The organism is Pseudomonas sp. W2Jun17, assembly GCF_023127795.1.
Lineage (GTDB): Bacteria > Pseudomonadota > Gammaproteobacteria > Pseudomonadales > Pseudomonadaceae > Aquipseudomonas > Aquipseudomonas synxantha_A.
Map to the genome: position 1 here is coordinate 346,851 of NZ_SPKO01000033.1, position 15,501 is coordinate 362,351.

Consider the following 15,501-nt stretch of genomic DNA (forward strand, 5'->3'; position numbering starts at 1 on the left):
GCCTGAGCAATGGAGGCTTTGCTGTTTCAGAGATGAACGACGGCCATGTCCAAGCGGCCGTAGTCGTTGTCGTTATGATCGCTGCGCGGGGGCACATGATGGGTTTTCATCACCTGATCGCCTTGCAGGGTCTCCAGGTGGATGTCAAACCCCCACAGTCGGTGCAGGTGCTTGAGCACTTCCTCGGTGGAATCGCCCAACGGCTTACGGTCGTGTTGCTGATGACGCAGGGTGAGCGAACGGTCGCCGCGCACATCGATGCTGTAGATCTGCACGTTGGGCTCGCGGTTGCCCAGGTTGTATTGGGCGGCCAGGGTTTCGCGAATGATGCGGTAGCCGGGTTCATCATGGATAGCCGGGACCACAAGGTCGTCTTTCAGGTCGTCATCCAGAATGCTGAACAGCTTGAGGTCACGAATCACCTGAGGTGAGAGGTACTGCAGGATGAAACTCTCGTCCTTGAAGCTGCTCATGGCGAACTTGATGGTCGACAACCAGTCGCTGCCAGCGATCTCCGGGAACCAGCGACGATCCTCCTCGGTGGGGTGTTCGCACATGCGACGGATATCGCGGTACATGGCAAAGCCCAGGGCATAGGGGTTGATGCCGTTGTAATACGGGCTGTCGAAGCCGGGTTGGAAGACTACGCTGGTGTGGGACGTGAGGAACTCCATCATGAAGCCGTCCGTGACCAGGCCCTCGTCGTACAGGTCGTTCATCAGCGTGTAGTGCCAGAATGTTGCCCAGCCTTCGTTCATCACCTGTGTTTGACGCTGCGGATAAAAATACTGGGCGATCTTGCGCACGATACGCACAATCTCACGTTGCCAAGGCTCCAGCAGCGGGGCGTGTTTTTCCAGAAAATACAGGATGTTTTCCTGGGGTTCGGCGGGGAAGCGTGCATTGTCCTTGTCGTTGTTTTTACCGGCGCGCTTGGGAATGGTGCGCCACAGGTCGTTGATCTGTTTCTGCAGGTGCTCCTCGCGTTCCTTCTGGCGCAGGCGCTCTTCCTCGGCTGAAATCGGATAGGGACGCTTGTAGCGGTCGACCCCGTAATTCATCAGTGCATGGCAGGAGTCCAACAGGTCTTCCACCGCATCAATGCCGTGTCGTTCTTCGCACTGCATGATGTACTGCTTGGCGAACACCAGGTAATCGATGATTGAGCTGGCGTCGGTCCAGGTTCGAAACAGGTAGTTGCCTTTGAAGAAACTGTTATGTCCATAGCAGGCATGAGCCACCACCAGCGCCTGCATGCAGATGGTGTTTTCTTCCATCAGATAGGCGATGCACGGGTCGGAGTTGATCACGATCTCGTAGGCCAGGCCCATCTGGCCTCGCGTATAGGACTTCTCGGTGCTGAGGAAGTGTTTGCCATAGGACCAGTGGTGATAACCCAGCGGCATGCCCACCGAGGCATAGGCATCCATCATTTGCTCAGCGGTGATCACTTCAATCTGGTTGGGGTAAGTGTCCAGGGCATAACCTGCCGCGATACGGCTGATTTCCCGGTCATAGGCCTGGATCAGTTCAAAGGTCCACTCGGAGCCAGTGGATAGGGGTTGGCGCTTGTTCTCTTTTTTGGCGGTCATGTCACTAACCTGCGCTGGAAGAGTTCACGGAAGACCGGATAGATATCGCCGGCCGAGACCAGTTGCTGTTGGGCGAACGTGTCGGCAAAGGCTTCGCCGATGCGCTCGTATTCGAACCACAGGGCCTGATGCTCACGGGGGGTGATTTCAACATAGGTGTAGTACTGCATGAACGGCATGATCTGGTTGATCAGAATGTCGCGGCAGATCGGCGAATCGTCGTTCCAATTGTCGCCATCCGAAGCTTGTGCAGCGTAGATGTTCCATTCGTTGGCAGGGTAGCGCTCGGCCATGATTTCCTGCATCAGCTTCAAGGCGCTGGATACGATGGTGCCGCCGGTTTCCCGCGAATAAAAAAACTCTTCTTCATCCACTTCCCGTGCGCTGGTGTGATGGCGAATGAAAACTACGTCAATCTTGTCGTAGTTCCGTTTCAGGAACAGGTACAGCAGGATGAAGAAACGCTTGGCGATGTCCTTGGTGGCCTGGGTCATGGAGCCGGAGACATCCATCAGGCAGAACATTACGGCCTTGGAGCTGGGGTTGGGTTGCTTGACCAGCAGGTTGTATTTCAAATCAAAGGTGTCGAGGAACGGCACGCGGTGAATGCGTGCGCTGAGTTTCTCGATTTCTACCTCGATTTCCTGGATATCGCCGAAGTTGTCTGGTTCTTCACGCTTCAAACGCGCCAGCTCTTCCTTGGCCGCCTTCAGTTTTGCGCGGCTGCTGCCCGAGAGGGCGATGCGTCGTGCATGGGCTGAACGCAAAGTGCGGATGATGTTGATGCGCGAGGGGTTGCCCTCGTTGCTGATCCCGGCGCGTACGGTCTTGAACGTGTCGGTGCCGGTCAGGTTGCGCTTGACCAGGTTGGGCAACTCCAGGTCTTCGAACATGAATTCGAGAAATTCCTCCTGGGTGATCTGGAACACGAATTCGTCCATGCCTTCGCCGGAATTACCGGCCTTGCCCGGACCTTTGCCGCCACCGCCGCCTTGTGGGCGCTGGATGTGTTCGCCGGTGGTGAACTCCTTGTTGCCGGGGTGCACGACGGTCTGTTTGCCACCGCGCCCGTGGTGAAGCACGGGCTCGTCGATGTCCCGGCCGGGAATGCTGATTTGCTCGCCATGCTCCATGTCGGTAATGGAGCGGCGGCTGACGGCTTCTTCTACGGCCTTTTTGATGTGGTCACGGTAACGCCGCAGGAAACGCTGGCGGTTTACCGTGCTCTTGTTCTTGCCATTAAGGCGTCGGTCGATCACATAGCTCATGGGGAGCCCTCCGGGCAGCTTCACGTTACAAGCTTCAAGCCGCGAGCTGGAAGCTTAGAGACAAGCGGTCAGCCGCCAGGCCGGATGCCTGGCAGCGTTGGCTTGTCGCTGCCTTACTGCGATTTACGCACCCGCAAGTACCACTCGGAGAGCAGTCGTACCTGTTTGTCGGTGTAGCCGCGCTCGACCATTCGTGTGACGAAGTCGTTGTGTTTTTGCTGATCCTCCTTGCTGGCCTTGGCATTGAAGCTGATGACCGGCAGCAGATCCTCGGTGTTGGAGAACATTTTCTTTTCGATGACCACCCGCAGCTTCTCGTAGCTGAGCCAGGTGGGATTCTTGCCATTGTTGTTGGCACGGGCGCGCAGTACGAAGTTGACGATTTCGTTGCGGAAATCCTTTGGATTGCTGATGCCGGCCGGTTTCTCGATCTTCTCAAGCTCTTCGTTGAGCGCCACTCGATTGAGGATTTCGCCGGTTTCCGGATCGCGGTACTCCTGGTCCTGAATCCAGAAGTCGGCGTACAGCACATAGCGGTCGAAGATGTTCTGACCGTACTCGCTGTAGGACTCCAGGTACGCGGTCTGGATTTCCTTGCCGATAAACTCGATGTAGCGCGGTGCCAGGTATTCCTTGAGGAAGCGCAGGTAGCGTTCGCGGGTTTCCGCCTGGAATTGCTCCTGTTCGATCTGCTGCTCCAGTACATACAGCAGATGCACCGGGTTGGCGGCGATCTCGTGGGGGTCGAAGTTGAAGACTTTGGACAGGATCTTGAACGCAAAGCGTGTCGACAGGCCATTCATGCCCTCATCGACGCCCGCTGTATCGCGATACTCCTGGATCGACTTGGCCTTGGGGTCGGTGTCCTTGAGGTTCTCGCCGTCATACACCCGCATTTTCGAATAGATATTCGAATTCTCCGGCTCCTTGAGGCGCGACAGTACGGTGAACTGGGCGAGCATCTTCAACGTGTCGGGTGCGCAGTGGGCCTTGGCCAGGGAGCTGTTGAACAGCAGCTTGTCGTAAATCTTGATCTCATCGCTGACCCGCAGGCAGTACGGCACCTTGACGATATAGATCCGGTCGATGAAGGCTTCGTTGTTCTTGTTGTTACGGAAGGTGTGCCATTCCGATTCATTGGAGTGGGCCAGCAGGATCCCGGTGAACGGAATCGCGCCCAGGCCTTCGGTGCTGTTGTAGTTGCCTTCCTGGGTAGCGGTGAGCAGTGGGTGGAGCACCTTTATCGGCGCCTTGAACATCTCCACGAACTCCATCAAGCCTTGGTTGGCCCGGCACAGCGCGCCCGAGTAGCTGTAGGCGTCAGCGTCGTTCTGTGGGAATTCTTCGAGTTTGCGGATATCGACCTTGCCCACCAGTGCCGAAATATCCTGGTTGTTTTCGTCGCCCGGTTCGGTCTTGGCTACGCCGATCTGGTTGAGGATCGACGGGTAGAGCTTCACTACGCGGAATTGGCTGATATCACCGCCGAACTCGGCCAGGCGCTTGGTGGCCCAAGGCGACATGATGGTGTTGAGGTAGCGCCGCGGTATACCGAAGTCTTCTTCGAGAATCGCGCCATCTTCCGTGGCGTTGAACAGGCCCAGGGGCGACTCGAAGACCGGCGAGCCCTTGATCGCGTAGAAGGGCACCTTCTCGATCAACTGCTTTAGCTTTTCCGCCAGGGACGACTTGCCGCCGCCGACTGGCCCGAGCAGGTAAAGGATCTGTTTCTTCTCTTCCAGGCCTTGGGCGGCATGGCGGAAGTAGGAGACGATCTGGTCGATGCATTCTTCCATGCCATGGAAGTCTTCAAAGGCCGGATAGCGGCGGATCACCTTGTTGGAGAATATTCGCGACAGGCGCGAATTGTTGGCGGTTTCCACCAGCTCCGGCTCGCCGATCGCCAATAGCAGGCGTTCGGCGGCAGAGGCATAGGTGCTGCGGTCCTGCTTGCACAGCTCGAGATACTCTTGAAGCGTGAGTTCTTCCTGCTGCGTGGACGCGAAGCGTTGTTGGAAGTGGCTAAAGATACTCATGACGTCGTCACCTCGCTCGATACGTGGAGCCGACGCCGGATCAATCAGCGGATGCTGGCAGTCATTGACACGCGCCAATGGCTGTTTTCCCCCCAGAACACCCTGAAACGCTACCGATGACCCGTACGCCGGTGTACCGGCTCTCCCCTGATTCGGATGGCCTGCGCTTAAGGATAGTTCGGAATCCGGGAGGTCAAGGCGCGATGCGCAATTAGTTTGGCTGCGCCGTTCGTCAGAAACGGCGCAAGCCCAAGCGTCACGCGGGATAGCGGGGTGTGAAAAAAATTATTGCGAATCGCCTTTGGAAATTTCCGAAGGGTAGGTCCCACGCCACAGCTCAAAGCCGCCGTCCAGGCTATAGACGTCGGAGAAGCCCTGGCTGACCAGGTAAGCGGCCGCGCTCTGGCTGGAATTGCCGTGGTAGCAGGCTACGATCAGCGGCGCATCGAGGTCGGCGGCGCGGATGAAGTCGGCGATGTTGACGTTGTCCAGATGCTTGGCGCCGGGGATATGAGCTGCCGCATAGGTAGGCTGGTCGCGGATATCGACGACCACCGCGCCTTGCTCGCGCAGCGCTTGGGCTTCTTGGGGAGGGATACGTTTGAATTCGGTCATGGCGGGCTCCTATGGTTTGGCGGCGGCCGGCTGGGTAATGGAAAGAGGGGGTTCACACTGGCAGCCGAAGCGCTCGCCGGTGTCGATGTTCATCAGGGTCATGGCGCCGCCCCATACGCAGCCGGTGTCGAGGGCGAACACGCCGGGTTCGTCGCATTTGCCTTCCAGGGCGGCCCAGTGACCAAAGATGATCTTCGTATCACGGGTCTTGCGCTCCTTATGGGCGAACCATGGCTTGTAGCCGGGTAGCGCGGTGTCGGCGCCTTCCTTGCTCTTGAGGTCCAGCTTGCCTTCAGCGGTGCAGAAGCGCATCCGCGTAAAGTAGTTGGTGATCACGCGCAGGCGGGTTACGCCCGTGAGGTCGTTGTCCCACTTCACCGGTTCGTTGCCGTACATGCCGTCCAGGTAGGTGGTGTACAGGGTGTCATCGGCCAGTGCACTTTGGACTTCAGCGGCGCATTTGAGGGCTTTTTTCAGCGTCCACTGAGGTGGAATGCCTGCATGCACCAAGGCCATGTTGCGGCCCTCATCGTAGTGCATGAGTTTCTGCCGGCGCAGCCAGTCGAGCAACTCGGCGCGGTCCGGCGCTTCGAGGATTTCGCGCAGGGTGTCGCCCTTTTTCAGGCGCTCGATGTTATTGCCGGCCGCGAGCAGGTGCAGGTCGTGGTTGCCGAGTACGCATACCAGCGAGTCACGCAGGCTATAGAGATAGCGCAGGGTCTCCAGGGAGTGGGGGCCTCGGTTGACGAGGTCGCCCACCAGCCACAGGCGATCGCTTGCGGGGTCAAAGGCTACGCGCTCGAGCAGGCACTTGAGAGGTTCCAGACAACCTTGCAGGTCGCCGACCGCGTACGTCGCCATCAGTGCAGGGCTCCGGGCACCGCGAGGCGGAAGGGCTTGATCGTTGCGTCGAACAAATGACCGTCGGTAGCTTTCATCTGATACGAGCCCTGCATGGTGCCGACCTTGGAGGTCATCACCGTGCCGCTGCTGTAGGTGTGGCTGGCGCCGCTGTTGATCAAGGGTTGCTGGCCGACAACGCCTGCTCCACGCACTTCCTCGACCTGGCCGTCGCCATCGGTAATGACCCAGTGGCGCGACAGCAGCTTGGCCGGGACCAACCCGTTGTTTTTTACGGTGACGGTGTAGGCAAAGGCAAAGCGGTTCTGTTCGGGTTGCGATTGGTCCGCCAGGAAGCGGGTGACGACGCTGACGTCGATCTGATAGCGAGGATCGGACATGCAAGAGGCCTTAAAAGCAGGGGACAGCAGATGCGGGTCAGTCTAGGCCATGAGGTGGGCACTAGGCCAGATACGTGATCCAAATGTGGGAGGGGGCTTGCTCCCGATAGCGATGTGTCAGTTGAAAATGTATCCACTGATACTCCCCTATCGGGAGCAAGCCCCCTCCCACATTGGATCGCGTTGAGCCTTATCCTTCTGTCGGAGCAGGCTGAATCGCCAGTTGGTCAGCCAGGCGTACGAACGCGGCCAAGTCCAGTTGCTCGGGGCGCAGGCTGCCATCAACGCCGGCAGCTTCGATTTCGGCATTGCTCAGCAGGGCCTTGAGGGTGTTACGCAAGGTCTTGCGGCGCTGGTTGAACGCTTCACGCACAACGCGCTCCAGCAGCTTGTGATCCTTGGCTGGGTGGGGCAGCACGGCATGCGGCACCAGGCGTACGATGGCTGAATCAACCTTCGGCGGCGGGTTGAACGCGCCCGGGCCGACGTTGAACAGGTGCTCCACGCGGCAATGATACTGGACCATGATCGACAAACGACCCCAATCACCACCGCCAGGGCCTGCGGCCAGGCGCTCCACCACTTCCTTCTGCAGCATGAAGTGCATGTCGCGGATGATCCCGGCGTTGTTCAGCAGGTGGAAAATCAGCGGTGTGGAGATGTTGTACGGCAGGTTGCCCACCACCCGCAGGCTATTGGGGGCGGCATTCAGGCTATTGAAGTCGAACTTCAGCGCATCGCCCTGGTGCAGGTTGAAGTTGGGCTTGCCGGCGAACTGCTGGTTCAGGATCGGGATCAGGTCCTTGTCCAGTTCCACCACGTCCAGTTGCCCGCCGCTGGCAAGCAGGCCTTGGGTCAGCGCGCCCTGGCCCGGGCCGATTTCCAGCAGGCGGTCTTCTGGCTTGGCGTGGATGGAGCGCAGGATGCGGTCGATCACGCCCGCGTCGTGCAGGAAGTTCTGTCCGAAGCGCTTGCGCGCCCGGTGTTGGTAATGCTCAGTCATATACGGGTCTCGGCCATCTGATAGGCGGTTTCCAGGGCTACGTGCAGGCTGCCGGTATCGATCTTGCCGCTGCCCGCCAGGTCCAGGGCTGTGCCATGGTCGACGGAGGTGCGGATGATCGGCAGGCCCAGTGTCACGTTGACTGCAGCACCGAAGCCTTTGTACTTCAGCACGGGCAGCCCCTGGTCGTGGTACATCGCCAGCACTGCGTCGCAGTGCTCCAGATATTTGGGGGTAAACAGAGTGTCTGCAGGCAATGGGCCGCGCAGGTCCATGCCTTCTTGGCGCAGGCGCTCTAAGGTCGGTTCAATGATGTCGATTTCTTCATGGCCCAAGTGGCCGCCTTCACCGGCATGGGGGTTTAGCCCGCAGACCAGGATACGCGGTCGGGCAATGCCGAATTTGTGTTGCAGGTCGTCATGCAGGATGCGCGTGACGCGCTCTATGCGTTCGGCGGTGATGGCATCGGCAATATCGCGCAAGGGCAGATGTGTGGTCACCAGCGCAACACGCAGGCCACGGGTCGCCAGCATCATCACGACCTGTTCGGTATGGGTCAGCTCGGCGAGGAATTCGGTATGGCCGGAAAACGCGATGCCGGATTCGTTGATCACGCCTTTATGCACGGGCGCGGTGATCATGCCGGCAAAGTCGCCGTCGATGCAGCCTTGCCCGGCGCGTGTCAGGGTTTCCAGCACAAAGGCTGCATTGGCCTTGTTCAGTTGCCCGGCGACCACCTTGGCCTGTAAAGGGGTGTCCCATACATACAGGCTGCCGGCCGGGGCGGGCAGGTCCGGCCAATTGCCCGGTGCCACTTCCAGCAAGTTGACAGCCACGCCCAACTGCGCGGCCCGCTCAAGGAGCAGGTCGCGGCTGGTAATGGCAATCAGGGGGTGTGGCTGAGGTTGCGAGGCGAGCAGCAGGCACAGGTCTGGACCAATGCCGGCCGGCTCGCCGGGTGTCACCGCGAAACGCTGGGGTTTCACTGGGTTGCCTGGTCGGTGCCTGTTTGCTCGGCGCCTGGCAGCTTGTTCTCTACGTAGGCTTCGTCACGGATCTGACGCAACCAGGTTTGCAGCTCTTCGTCGTATTTGCGGTTACGCAGCACGGTCAGGGCTTGCTGCTCGCGGGCCTGGTTGGTGTTGTCGGTGGCGCGACGGCCAAGGACTTCCAGGACATGCCAGCCGTATTGAGTCTTGAACGGCTTGGACAATACGCCTTGCGGTGTGTCGGCCATGACCTGTTGGAACTCGGGCACCAGGGCTTTCGGGTCGATCCAGTTCAAGTCGCCGCCGTTAAGGGCAGAACCAGGGTCTTCCGAGAAACTTTTGGCCAGGGTGGCGAAGTCTTCACCGCTTTCGATGCGGTCGTAGATCTTCTGCGCCAGTTCCTTGGTTTGTGCCTCGGTACGGATTTCGCTTGGTTTGACCAGGATGTGACGAACGTGTACTTCGTCTTTCAGCGAGGTCTCGCCGCCGCGCTTGCCCAGCAGCTTGAGGATAATGAAGCCACCTGGGGTACGTGCCGGTTGGGTGATGCCGCCGACTTCCATGGAGCTCAGCTCGCGATCGAACGGAGGCGGCAGCTGTGCGGCTTTACGCCAGCCCATGTCACCGCCGTCCAGTGCGTTATCGCTGCCGGAGACGGCAATGGCGGTCTGGGCAAAGTCAGCACCGGCTTTCAGGCGGTCGTACACCGCTTGGGTCTTGGCCGCAGCGGCATTCAGTTGCTCGGAGTTGGCGGCGTCAGGGGTAGGAATAAGAATATTGGCCAGGTGCAGTTCTTCGGAGAGCTGCATCTTGCCAAGGTCCGAGGCCAGGAAGTTCTTCACTTCCTGCTCCGATACCTGGACCCGTTCGGCCACACGGCGCTGGCGCACACGGCTGATGATCATCTCGCGCTTGATCTGGTCGCGGGCGTCCTCATAGGACAAGCCATCGTGAGCCAGGGCGGCGCGGAACTGATCAATGCTCATGTTGTTGCGTTGAGCGATGGTGCCGACGGCCTGGTTCAGCTCTTCGTCCGAAATCCGGATGCCGGAACGTTCGCCGATCTGCAACTGCAGGTTTTCGACGATCAGACGCTCCAGTACCTGGGGTTCCAGGACGCTGGTCGGCGGCACACCACCGCCACGCTTGGCGATGGTTTGCTGAACTTCCTTGACCCGTTGGTCCAGCTGGCTCTGCATGATCACGTCGTTGTCGACGATGGCCGCTACTTTATCCAGCTGTTGAACCGCGGCGTGTGCCGAAACAGTACCCAGGAACAGCGCGCCCAGCACTAGCGGGCGCAAACACTCAGAAAGCTTTGTCTTCACGTTCACGATAACCTTCAATGCCTTTGTCGAGGAAGCTCTCTACCTTGGCGCCGGTCAGGCCGCCGAGTCCTTTGAGGACGATCTGGAAGAAGAGCCCGTGGTCACCCTTTTCGTTAAGCGGGGCGATCTGGCTGTATTCGTCGTTGGAAACCCAATAGCGATTGATGACGCGCAGTTTCCAGCAGCAGTTGTCGTACTCGAAACCACCGAAGGCTTCCAGGGTGCGGTTGCGGGCATAGTCATACTGCCAGCGGGTGATCAGGTTCCACTGAGGAATGATCGGCCACATCATCGAGAAGTCGTGTTGCTGGATTTTGTAGTAATCCTTCACATAGTTCGGATCACTTGGTTGGCCGTAATCACCACCAAACTGCCATTTGCCGGTCAGCTGGTTGTAGACCACCTGGTCGTTGCGATAGCGATAGCCGAGGTTGACGACCTTGTTCGGGTTGTCTTCCGGCTGGTAGTGGAACATCGCGCTGCCCGAACGAGGGGCGTGGCTTTCCGGGTCCCAGTTGTAGTCGGCTGTTGCACGCCAATCGCGGTTGAAGCGGAACGCGTATTCCAGAGCGATAGGCGAGACGTTTGAGCGTGCATCGTCGCGATCAGCGGCCAATACACCCGGCAGTTGGACTTCGCGATCCTTGAAGTACACAGCCTGACCGACGGAAACACGCTGGCGTTCAAAGCCGTTTTCTTCGATCCAGCGGCTGGTTACGCCCAGGGAAAGCTTATTCTCATCACCGATCCTGTCTGACCCGCTGAAACGATTATCGCGGAACAGGGAGGAGTAGCTGAACGAGTACTCACCCGTATCGAAGACCGGAATATCGCTTTGATCTTTGTTTGGTACGTAAAGATAGAAGGCGCGAGGCTCAAGGGTCTGGTTGTAGTCCTTGCCGAACCAATTGGTGGTGCGGTCAAAGTAGAGGCCGCTGTCGATGCTGGCGATCGGGACTGCACGATCTTGTGAACTTTTGAACACGCCGCCGGCATAAGGGGCTGCGCCAGGCTGAGCAGCATCCTGCTGCGCGCGGACAATGTCACCCTTGCCTATGCTATCGAGGTCAAGATCATATTTGGTATAGACGTACTTGAGTTTCGGCGTAATGAAGCCATAGCTCCAGTTCATTGGGTACTCGACAGCGGGAGCTACGTTCAAGCGTGTTCCGTTTGCACGGGTCAGGCCGTTTACGTAGGTATCCAGGCGTCGTTCACCGATGGTGCCATCTTCGTTGAACGGCCCGCCGTCTTCATTGACCACATTACCCTTTCGAAGGTCTCGGTCAAATCTTACGGCTTCAGTCTCGTAGGAGAAGTTGAGCCCACCCGGGTGATACGGCAGTTGACCATTGAAGGTGATCTGCGGCAAACGGTCATACGGAGTGATCTGCGAAATCGTCGCCAATTGATACGACTGCAGATTCACGCGAGCTTGATAGCTGTCACCACGGTAGGTCACCGAGCCTTGCTGATTCAGGTAGTCCTGGCTCTCAACGCCTTCCTGATACGACTTCAAATCCTGGAAGTAGAACGGATCACTGATCTTGGTGTAATCGACCTGAGTCGTCAGGCGCGAATCCAACCCACCCTTATGCTGCCAATTGAGCATATAACGGGTTTTTTCGTAATCGGTCTGCTTCTTCCGCTCGTCGCTATCATCATTGAGATACGCCCCACCAAACTGCCCTTCACTCGACTTGGTCAGGTAGCGGAATTCGCCTTCCATCAACAAACCGCGCTTGGTCATGTATTGCGGGTACAACGTGGCATCGTAGTTCGGTGCCAGGTTGAAGTAGTACGGCGTTACCAGCGTAAAGCCAGTCTCGCTGCCGGTGCTGAAGCTCGGCGGCAGGAAGCCGGATTGACGACGGTCGTCGATCGGGAAGTAGATGTACGGGGTGTACAGGATCGGGATGTTCTTGACCCGCAACGTCGCGTTGGTGGCCGTACCGAAACCGGTGGCCGGGTTCAACGTGATGTTGTTGCCCTTGAGCTGCCAGGCGTTGCTGTCCGGCTCGCAGGTGGTGTACGTACCGTCCTTGAGACGGATGATCGCGTTCTCGGCACGCTTGGCGTACAGGGCGTTACCGCGAATGCGCGACTTGTGCATCACGTATTCGGCGTTGTCGATCTGGGCGGCGCCGGTGTCGAGCTGGACCTGGGCATGGTCGCCCACGATCAGCGCGCCGTTGTCGCGCAGTCGCACCTTGCCGTTCAGCTCGCCACGGTTCTCGGCCTGGTACAGGCTGGCTTCGTCCGCTTCAAGCTGCATGCTGCCCTGGCGCATGACCACGTCACCGGCCAGGGTGGCGACCTGCTGTTCCTGCTCGTAACGCGAGGCCTTGGCACCGATGAAGGTCGGCGCATCGCTCTTGTCCGTCTTGTCGTTCATGCCAGGACGAGTCGGCTCGATGTAGGCGCCGCCGCAGTAAGGGCCGGTCTCGGCCAGCTGCGCTGCAGTCAGCTTGTCGCGAGGTACCCAGTCCAGGTGGCTGTAGTCGGCGCTGCGCGAGCGCAGGCCACGGCCCTTGGATTCGGTGACCAGCACGGTCTTGGGCTCGACGTCGACGCTGCCGCCAGCCTTGCCTTGCGGCGTGCCGTTGGCCGAGCTGACGGCAGAACCGTCATGCACCGGGCGCGGTGGCAATGGGGCTGCGGCGGTCTTCGGCGCGCAATCCCAGGCACCCGAAGCAGAGACTGAGCAGTCATACTGTTCCGCGGCGGCCACGAATGAGGTGGCGAAAGGTTGCAAGGCCAGCAGACTGCCGGTTACCAGCAACGGAAATTTTCTACGAAACGCGGGGGATTTCAATGCCATCTTATTAGTCCGGGCTTCCTGCGTGCCATCTGCCCGCGGTTTGGGCCGCACGCCTCTCGATGGTCTGAAAAAGATGCGTGATAATAAAGCATGCCCCGCTTGACGGCTAGCGCCGTCGGAGACCCTTGTAATGCCCGAGCAAGATCTACGTTTACAACAGCTGGAAGTCTGGCTGGATGAGCAGTTGCCGATCCTCTTCAACGCTCAGGACTGGGGCCCCGTACCCCCGGCCACATTGACCGCGGCCAGCAGCGACGCGAGTTTCAGGCGTTACTTCCGGTGGGAGGGCGGTGCCCATACGTTCGTCGTAATGGACGCGCCACCCCCCCAGGAAAACTGCAAACCTTTCGTCGATATCGCGCATTTGCTGGCGAAATCAGGAATAAATGTGCCAAAAATTTATGCAGAAGACTTGCCTCGTGGCTTTCTTTTGCTCAATGACCTGGGCAGAAAAACCTATCTGGATGTGATTGACGCTGAAAATGCCGATCAATTATTTGCCGATGCCATCGATGCGCTGCTGGCTTTCCAGCAATTGCCGATGGACGCACCATTGCCCAGCTACGACGTGGCCTTGTTGCGTCGCGAGCTTGAATTATTCCCGGAATGGTATGTGCGCCGTCACCTGGGGATCGACTTCGACGCTGAGCAACAAGCCCTCTGGCAACGCGTCAGCGAAAAATTGATCGACAGTGCCCTGGCGCAGCCCAAGGTGCTGGTGCATCGCGACTATATGCCGCGCAACCTGATGATCAGTGAGCCGAACCCCGGCGTACTGGATTTTCAAGATGCAGTCTACGGCCCGGTGACTTATGACATTACCTGCCTGTTCAAGGACGCCTTCCTCAGTTGGCCCCAGGCGCGTGTGCGTGAATGGCAGCACGGCTACTGGCAGCGCGCCGGGCGGTTGGGGATCCCGGTGCAGGACGACTTCGAAGACTTTCTGCGCGCCAGCGACCTGATGGGCGTGCAGCGTCATCTCAAGGTCATCGGTATTTTTTCGCGTATTTGCCACCGTGACGGCAAACCGCGCTACCTGGCCGACGTGCCGCGTTTCTTTGCTTATATAGACGCGGTGCTCGCCGACCGACCCGAGTTGAGCGAACTGGGCGAACTGCTCGCCAGCCTGCGCCAGCCCGCCGAGGCCATTGTATGAAGGCGATGATCCTTGCGGCGGGCAAGGGCGAGCGCATGCGTCCGCTCACCCTGCATACGCCCAAGCCGCTGGTGCAAGCCGGCGGCAAGCGGTTGATCGAGTATCACCTTGAAGCTTTGGCGAAGGCCGGCTTTACCGAGATCGTGATCAATCATGCCTGGCTAGGCCAGCAAATTGAGAAGTACTTGGGTGACGGCGCCCAGTTCGGGCTGCGCATCCGCTACTCGCCGGAGGGGGAGCCGCTGGAAACGGGGGGCGGGATATTCCAGGCGTTGCCGCTGCTGGGGGATGACCCCTTCCTGGTGGTCAATGGCGATATCTGGACTGACTACGATTTTACCCGCCTCGGGCAGCCGATCCAGGGCCTGGCGCACTTGGTGATGGTCGACAACCCTGAGCACCACCCGTCAGGCGGGGATTTCTACCTGGATAAAGGTCTGCTTCATGATGCCGCGCCCGGTGCCGATAACCTGACCTTCAGTGGCATTTCAGTGCTCGACCCCAAATTGTTCGCGGGTTGCAGCGCCGGTGCCTTCAAGTTGGCGCCGCTGTTGCGTGCGGCCATGGCTAAAGGTCTGGTAACGGGGGAGCACATGACGGGACGCTGGGTGGATGTCGGGACGCTGGAGCGTCTGGCGCAAGTCGAAACCTTGCTGACAGCGGAGCAGTAGGATGTTGTGGCCAGGGACGCTGATCGGCGCCGGGGCTGGCTTTGCCATTGCCAGTATTCCGGGGGCCTTGTTGGGTGCATTGCTGGGGCAGGCGCTGGATCGTCGTCTGCAACTGCACAGTTGGGCGCAGTTGCGTGAACGCCTGGGCGGGCGCCCGGCGTTGCGCAACGACGAGCTGTTGTTTGTACTGTTGGGGCGGTTGGCCAAGAGTAACGGCCGGGTTGTGGATGGGCATATCCAGCAGGCGCGTCAGGAGATGCGCGCGTTGGATATGTCCGAGCCGGCCCAGCGTCGCGCTATCAGCGCCTTCAACCGAGGCAAGTCTGGCAGCGACCGTGTGCGCAGCTACCTGCGTGTGCTCAAGGCGCAACCCCATGCGGCGGAAGGCGTGCTACGTGCCTGTTGGCGCATGGCCTGGGCGGACGGGCGGGCGGATGACGCCGAGCGCGACCTGATCGACCTGTGGGGCAAATGGCTGGGCTGGACGCCGCAACAACTCCAGGCACTGGCAACTGATTACGCGCCGCAGCGCAAGCCATTGGCCAATCGTGGCGGAGCCTATCAGGAGGCGTTGCGGGTTCTGGGTGTGACGGCGACCACTGAGCCCTCGGTGATCAAGCGTGCCTACCGTCGCCTCCTCAGCCGCCACCACCCGGACAAGATCGCCGGCACGGGCGCCAGCCCCGCACAAGTGCGTGAAGCCACCGAACGCACCCGGGAGCTGCATAACGCTTACGCGTTGATTCGCGAGCGTCGGGATTTTCGCTGAGGCTGTCGGCCT

At 59.3% G+C, this 15,501-nt stretch carries 13 protein-coding genes; 3 read left to right on the top strand and 10 right to left on the bottom strand.

Features of this window, described 5'->3' with window-relative positions:
- Positions 1 to 26: 26 nt before the first annotated feature.
- The 10 genes from E4O98_RS21640 to E4O98_RS21685 form a co-directional block, all read right to left on the bottom strand.
- Positions 27 to 1,592, bottom strand: a complete 1,566-nt coding sequence (locus tag E4O98_RS21640; protein WP_005792056.1) for a SpoVR family protein — start codon at positions 1,590 to 1,592, stop codon at positions 27 to 29.
- Positions 1,589 to 2,860, bottom strand: coding sequence for a YeaH/YhbH family protein (locus E4O98_RS21645; protein ID WP_248136213.1), 1,272 nt, complete (start codon positions 2,858 to 2,860; stop codon positions 1,589 to 1,591). Before E4O98_RS21645 ends, E4O98_RS21640 begins: the two co-directional genes overlap by 4 nt.
- Before the next feature lie 113 nt (positions 2,861 to 2,973).
- Positions 2,974 to 4,896: a PrkA family serine protein kinase gene (locus E4O98_RS21650; protein WP_003194732.1), complete on the bottom strand. Its 1,923-nt coding sequence runs from the start codon at positions 4,894 to 4,896 to the stop codon at positions 2,974 to 2,976.
- 285 nt (positions 4,897 to 5,181) lie between these two features.
- Positions 5,182 to 5,511, bottom strand: coding sequence for a thiosulfate sulfurtransferase GlpE (gene glpE / locus E4O98_RS21655; protein WP_223019021.1), 330 nt, complete (start codon positions 5,509 to 5,511; stop codon positions 5,182 to 5,184).
- 9 nt (positions 5,512 to 5,520) lie between these two features.
- Positions 5,521 to 6,372: a symmetrical bis(5'-nucleosyl)-tetraphosphatase gene (locus E4O98_RS21660; protein WP_078822480.1), complete on the bottom strand. Its 852-nt coding sequence runs from the start codon at positions 6,370 to 6,372 to the stop codon at positions 5,521 to 5,523.
- Entirely contained in the window at positions 6,372 to 6,752 is a 381-nt protein-coding gene (gene apaG / locus E4O98_RS21665) for a Co2+/Mg2+ efflux protein ApaG (RefSeq protein WP_032879182.1), read from the bottom strand. Before apaG ends, E4O98_RS21660 begins: the two co-directional genes overlap by 1 nt.
- A 190-nt stretch (positions 6,753 to 6,942) precedes the next feature.
- Positions 6,943 to 7,755 (bottom strand): 16S rRNA (adenine(1518)-N(6)/adenine(1519)-N(6))-dimethyltransferase RsmA, encoded by an 813-nt coding sequence (gene rsmA / locus E4O98_RS21670; RefSeq protein WP_005792048.1) that lies wholly within the window; start codon positions 7,753 to 7,755, stop codon positions 6,943 to 6,945.
- A complete protein-coding gene (gene pdxA, locus E4O98_RS21675) occupies positions 7,752 to 8,741 on the bottom strand; it encodes a 4-hydroxythreonine-4-phosphate dehydrogenase PdxA (RefSeq protein ID WP_078822479.1) in 990 nt (329 codons plus the stop codon). Before pdxA ends, rsmA begins: the two co-directional genes overlap by 4 nt.
- The gene (locus tag E4O98_RS21680) at positions 8,738 to 10,072 is read right to left on the bottom strand and encodes a peptidylprolyl isomerase (RefSeq protein WP_143508490.1); all 1,335 of its coding nucleotides are present in this window, start codon (positions 10,070 to 10,072) and stop codon (positions 8,738 to 8,740) included. Before E4O98_RS21680 ends, pdxA begins: the two co-directional genes overlap by 4 nt.
- Positions 10,053 to 12,893, bottom strand: a complete 2,841-nt coding sequence (locus tag E4O98_RS21685; protein WP_248136215.1) for an LPS-assembly protein LptD — start codon at positions 12,891 to 12,893, stop codon at positions 10,053 to 10,055. Before E4O98_RS21685 ends, E4O98_RS21680 begins: the two co-directional genes overlap by 20 nt.
- Positions 12,894 to 13,023: 130 nt before the next feature.
- Between E4O98_RS21685 and E4O98_RS21690 the strand changes: the two genes are divergently transcribed.
- From E4O98_RS21690 to E4O98_RS21700, 3 genes are read left to right on the top strand one after another with little or no spacing between them, the layout of a single operon-like run.
- A complete protein-coding gene (locus tag E4O98_RS21690; protein WP_032879188.1) occupies positions 13,024 to 14,049 on the top strand; it encodes a phosphotransferase in 1,026 nt (341 codons plus the stop codon).
- Entirely contained in the window at positions 14,046 to 14,720 is a 675-nt protein-coding gene (gene murU / locus E4O98_RS21695) for an N-acetylmuramate alpha-1-phosphate uridylyltransferase MurU (protein WP_223019017.1), read from the top strand. The genes E4O98_RS21690 and murU overlap by 4 nt, the downstream gene beginning before the upstream one ends.
- Position 14,721: 1 nt before the next feature.
- Positions 14,722 to 15,489 (top strand): TerB family tellurite resistance protein, encoded by a 768-nt coding sequence (locus E4O98_RS21700; RefSeq protein ID WP_078822474.1) that lies wholly within the window; start codon positions 14,722 to 14,724, stop codon positions 15,487 to 15,489.
- Positions 15,490 to 15,501: the final 12 nt, after the last annotated feature.

Bases quoted from the DNA above. Each gene is read 5' to 3' on its own strand.
- E4O98_RS21640 (WP_005792056.1), bottom strand. From the start codon at position 1,592: ATGACCGCCAAAAAAGAGAACAAGCGCCAACCCCTATCCACTGGCTCC.
- E4O98_RS21645 (WP_248136213.1), bottom strand. From the start codon at position 2,860: ATGAGCTATGTGATCGACCGACGCCTTAATGGCAAGAACAAGAGCACG.
- E4O98_RS21650 (WP_003194732.1), bottom strand. From the start codon at position 4,896: ATGAGTATCTTTAGCCACTTCCAACAACGCTTCGCGTCCACGCAGCAG.
- glpE (WP_223019021.1), bottom strand. From the start codon at position 5,511: ATGACCGAATTCAAACGTATCCCTCCCCAAGAAGCCCAAGCGCTGCGC.
- E4O98_RS21660 (WP_078822480.1), bottom strand. From the start codon at position 6,372: ATGGCGACGTACGCGGTCGGCGACCTGCAAGGTTGTCTGGAACCTCTC.
- apaG (WP_032879182.1), bottom strand. From the start codon at position 6,752: ATGTCCGATCCTCGCTATCAGATCGACGTCAGCGTCGTCACCCGCTTC.
- rsmA (WP_005792048.1), bottom strand. From the start codon at position 7,755: ATGACTGAGCATTACCAACACCGGGCGCGCAAGCGCTTCGGACAGAAC.
- E4O98_RS21685 (WP_248136215.1), bottom strand. From the start codon at position 12,893: ATGGCATTGAAATCCCCCGCGTTTCGTAGAAAATTTCCGTTGCTGGTA.
- E4O98_RS21690 (WP_032879188.1), top strand. From the start codon at position 13,024: ATGCCCGAGCAAGATCTACGTTTACAACAGCTGGAAGTCTGGCTGGAT.
- murU (WP_223019017.1), top strand. From the start codon at position 14,046: ATGAAGGCGATGATCCTTGCGGCGGGCAAGGGCGAGCGCATGCGTCCG.
- E4O98_RS21700 (WP_078822474.1), top strand. From the start codon at position 14,722: ATGTTGTGGCCAGGGACGCTGATCGGCGCCGGGGCTGGCTTTGCCATT.